Here is a 4,246-nt window from a genome sequence, read left to right as displayed (position 1 = left end):
GCAGGCTCGCGAGCCGCTCCCCCCGCCCCGCCGGGCGCGTCACCAGCACGGGCCCAGCGGCGCGGGGCGGGGCGGAGGCCATCTCTGCGGAGGGCATCAGGCGCGGGCCTCCGCGAGGATCTCGCCGGCGCCGCGGGAGAGCAGGTCCGCGGCGAGCTCCCGGCCGAGCTCGACCGGGACCGAGCCCGGCCCGGAGAGCGCATCGGCGGTGAGGTCCAGGTCCACCCGGGCCTCGCCCTCGACGACGTGCGTCCCGTCGGGACGGATCGCGAGGGCGCGCAGGCGCAGGACCTGCGTGGCGGCGGGCGCCGGATCGGGCCCCGTGCCGGGCTCCGCGACCGGCTCCAGCTCCGCGTACGCGGCGACCGGGGCGGAGCAGCCCGCCTCGAGCGCCCGCAGCAGGGACCGCTCCGCCGTGACCGCAGCGCGGGTGGTCGCGTCGTCGACCGCCGCGAGACGCTCGGCGAACCAGGGCGCCTGCGCGATCGCGGCGGTGGTCGCCTCGACCGCGAGCGCGCCCTGGGCGGGGGCGGGCAGCATGACCTCGACGGGCAGGAGCTCGCTGATCACGGCCTCCTTGCCCACGCGGCGCAGCCCCGAGGCGGCGAGCACCACGGCATGGAGGTCCGCGTCCGTGCCGAGCGCTCGGTTCAGGCGGGTCTCGACGTTGCCGCGGACCGCGACGACCTCGAGATCGGGCCGCGCCCGCAGCAGCTGCGCGCCGCGTCGCGGGGAGCCGGTGCCCACCCGCGCCCCGGCCGGGAGCTGAGCGAGGGTCATCCCGTCACGGGCGCACAGGGCATCGCGCGGGTCCTCCCGCTCCGGCGTGCAGACCAGCGTGATCTCGTCCAGCGGCGCGGTGGGCAGGTCCTTCCAGGAATGGACCACCACGTCGACCTCGCCGTCCAGCAGGGCCTGTCGCACGGCGGTGACGAACACGCCGGTGCCGCCGATCTGGGCGAGGGGGCTTGTGCGGTCGCGGTCTCCATGGGTGCTCACGTGCACCAGCTCGACCTCGTGACCCGTGCCCTCCACGACCGCGGCGCCGACGTGCCCGGACTGTGTGAGCGCGAGATCGGAGGCGCGGGTGCCGATCCGCAGCGGGGACGCGGTCATGAGAGAGATCCTGTGCCCGGCTGGCCGTCGCCGGCCGTGGCGCGACGCTCGGCCCGGGCCCGCTCGACGTCCGACGCGGAGTCCACCGCGCTGGTGGTGGGACGGCAGATGCGTCCTGCGCAGCAGTTCACCCCGCACACGTCCGGCGTGCCCCCGAAATCCGTGACCACCCGTCGCGGGAAGGACTCGTCCAGCCGCTCCTGGACGAGATCCGCGAGGGCGGCGATGAAGCGGGGATCCTCCCCGGAGGTCGCGACGCGGCGGAAGGCGAGACCCTTCTCCTCGGCGGTCTCCTTCGCCTCGGTGTCCAGGTCCCACACGACCTCCACATGATCGGTGACGAAGCCGATGGGGACGACGACGACCGCATCGGCAGAGTCCTCCTCGGCGAGCCGGGTGATGACGTCGTTCACGTCGGGCTCGAGCCACGGGATGTGCGGCGCCCCGGAGCGGGACTGGTAGACGAGCTGCCAGTCCGGAAGCTCGGGAGCGTCATCGTGCAGCTGGTCCATCACCCATCGGCAGGCGGCGAGATGCTGCTCGACGTACCAGCCGCCCGAGCCCTCGACCCGCGTCTCCTCCGGCCCGGAGGCCTCGGCCATCGCCGTGGGCACCGAGTGGGTGGAGAAGAGCACCGCGATGCGCTCGCTGTCGTGGCCCTCGGAGGCGAGGCTCGCCAGGGCGGCCTCGAGGCCGTCGACCACCGGCGCGAGGAACCCGGGGTGGTTGAAGTAGACGCGGACCTTGTCGATGGTGACCTCGCCGGCCAGACCCGTCTCCTCGAGCACCATGCCGAAGTCCTCCCGGTACTGCCGGCAGGAGGAGTACGAGGAGTACGCGCTGGTGACGAGACCGAGGGCGTGGCGGTGGCCGTCGGCGTGCAGAGCGCGGACGGCCTCGGCGTTGTAGGGCTCCCAGTTGCGGTTTCCGAAGTAGATCGGCAGATCCACGTCGCGGCGTGCGAGCTCCTCCTCGAGCGCGGCGATCATCGCTTCGTTCTGCGCGGTGATCGGGCTGCGTCCGCCGAGAGCGCGGTAGTGGCCCGCGACCTCCTCCAGCCGCTCGTCGGGGATCCCGCGCCCGCGGGTGACGTTGCGCAGGAAGGGGATCACGTCCTCCTGCCCGTCGGGGCCGCCGAAGGAGGAGAACAGGATCGCGTCGAAGGGACGGGCCTCGCCGCGTCGCGCATGGGTGGGGGAGTCGGGGGCCGCGGTGCGCGGCGCGGGCATATGGGTGGTGGTGTCGGTCATGGTGTGGTCCTCGGTGAAGGTCGTGCGGGCAGGGAGGCGTCCGGGATCAGGCCAGGAGCGCGGCGACGTCCTCGAGGTCCTCGAGGCGGCGGCCGGTGTGGAAGGGGAGCTCGTCGCGCACGTGCAGGCGCGCATCGGAGTAGCGCAGGTGGCGCATCATGTCGACGAGGTCGTGCAGATCGTCAGCCTCGAAGGAGAGCAGCCACTCGTAGTCGCCGAGCGCGAAGGCGGCGACGGTGTTGGCGTTGACCTGCGGGTAGTCGCGGCCCAGCAGGCCGTGCTCGCGCAGCATGCGGTTGCGCTCCTCGTCGGGCAGCAGGTACCACTCGTAGCTGCGCACGAAGGGGTACACGGTGATCCACTGCTTCCGCTCGAAGCCCGGGACCATGAACGAGGGGACGTGGCCCTTGGCGAACTCGGCCATGCGGTGCACGCCCACCGACGCCCACTCGCGGTGCAGCCAGGTGCCGGCCAGGGAGCGCTCGAACTCGCGCAGGCCGCGCTGCAGCGCCTCGGGGTCCTCGGCGGCGAGCCACAGCATCAGGTCGTCCTCGGCGCGGAAGCCGGAGACGTCGTAGAAGCCGAGGATCTCGACTCCTCCATCGCCGGCAGACTCGATCAGCGGGACCGTCTGGGTGAGCGCCTCGGCGACCTGGGCGGTGGTGAGCTCGCCGTCCTCGGTCAGGCCGGAGAGGCGGCGGAACACGGTGTAGCTCGTGTACCGGGTGGTCTGCGCGATCTCCTCGGGGGTCGAGGCGGCGGCGTCGTTCATCGTGGGGTTCCTTCCGTGGGAGCGGTGGGAGCGGTGGGAGAGATCGGGGTGGTCTGCGGGGTGGTCTGCGCGGCTGCGGCGCGGGCGTCGTCGGCGCGGACGATCGCGTCGAGGCCGGTGCCGGCCCGCCAGGAGCCGACCAGCTCGAGGTCGTCCCGCGCCTCGAGCAGCCTCGCGAGCGCGTCGAGGGCGGCGCGGTGGCCGGGCAGGGGTCGGCGCATCGCCCGGTCCCAGTCGATCACGGCCCAGTCCGCGAGCCGGGAGCGGGTGAGCGGGGTGCCGAGGATCGCGGAGGCGTCGGCGAGGGCGAGGTCGACGATCTCCTCCCGCCCCGGCAGCTGTTCGCCGGGACGGCCGTAGGAGAGGCGCAGCAGGTGCGGGGAGGCGGCCGACGGGAGGGCCTCGCGCAGCGCGCGCTCGACGTGCTCCCACTTGGCGCTCGCATGGGTGAGGGCCTTCGCGCGGATCCCCGGGGTCCCCAGCGCGACCAGTGCGCCGGTCCCCGAGGGATGTGAGTCCAGGGCGGGGGCGTCCAGCACCAGGGCGACCAGCCGCACCGCGGCCGACGGGGTCTCCGGGATCGCCTCGGCGATCTCCGGCGCGGCCCCGGCGAGCAGGGAGCGGGCGGTGTCAGGAGGGCAGGCGAGCACGAGGCGGTCGGCCTCGAGCTGCTCACCGCGGGCGGTGCGGACCCGCCACGGCTCGCCCTCGCGGTCCAGGCCCGTGACCTCCACGCCGGTGCGCACGATCCCGCCCCCGGCGAGCAGCTCCTCACGCAGCGCCGCGGGAAGGGCCGCCATGGTCGGGGCGAGGGCATGCACACGGGTCCCGGCGCTCGCGCCGGCCGTGCGGCCGGCGTCGCCCCATCGTCCCCCGCCGCGCAGGCGGCGCACGGTCCGCACCAGCGAGCCGTGCTCGGCCAGGCCCGTCGCGAGCTGCGGGGAGGCGGCGGCGAGCTCGAGCTCGGCCGGATCGGCGGAGTGCACCCCGCCGACGATCGGGGCGACGAGCCGCTCGAGCACCCGTCGGCCCATCCGGCGTCCCACCGTCTCGGCGACGGTCGCCCCGGGCCGTGCGCCGACGCGGGCGGGCAGCAGGGGCTCGAGCG

Annotated in this window: 4 protein-coding genes; all 4 read right to left on the bottom strand. The window is 74.6% G+C overall.

The features are described from left to right. Positions 1-96: 96 nt before the first annotated feature. Complete coding sequence (hemC, locus tag HMPREF3159_RS06645) at positions 97-1,116, bottom strand: hydroxymethylbilane synthase (RefSeq protein WP_070500245.1); 1,020 nt, start codon at positions 1,114-1,116, stop codon at positions 97-99. Continuing rightward, positions 1,113-2,366: a ferrochelatase gene (locus HMPREF3159_RS06640; RefSeq protein WP_070500243.1), complete on the bottom strand. Its 1,254-nt coding sequence runs from the start codon at positions 2,364-2,366 to the stop codon at positions 1,113-1,115. Before HMPREF3159_RS06640 ends, hemC begins: the two co-directional genes overlap by 4 nt. A 46-nt stretch (positions 2,367-2,412) precedes the next feature. Next, entirely contained in the window at positions 2,413-3,138 is a 726-nt protein-coding gene (gene hemQ, locus HMPREF3159_RS06635) for a hydrogen peroxide-dependent heme synthase (RefSeq protein ID WP_070500241.1), read from the bottom strand. Further along, positions 3,135-4,246, bottom strand: a 1,112-nt coding sequence (locus HMPREF3159_RS06630; RefSeq protein ID WP_070500239.1) for a protoporphyrinogen/coproporphyrinogen oxidase, incomplete at its 5' end; no start/stop codon positions are given. The genes HMPREF3159_RS06630 and hemQ, both read right to left, overlap by 4 nt.

Source organism: Brachybacterium sp. HMSC06H03 (genome assembly GCF_001807385.1).
GTDB classification, from domain to species: domain Bacteria; phylum Actinomycetota; class Actinomycetes; order Actinomycetales; family Dermabacteraceae; genus Brachybacterium; species Brachybacterium conglomeratum.
The sequence above is the reverse complement of the archived record's forward strand: the minus strand, read 5'-3'. Positions and strand labels throughout refer to the sequence as shown.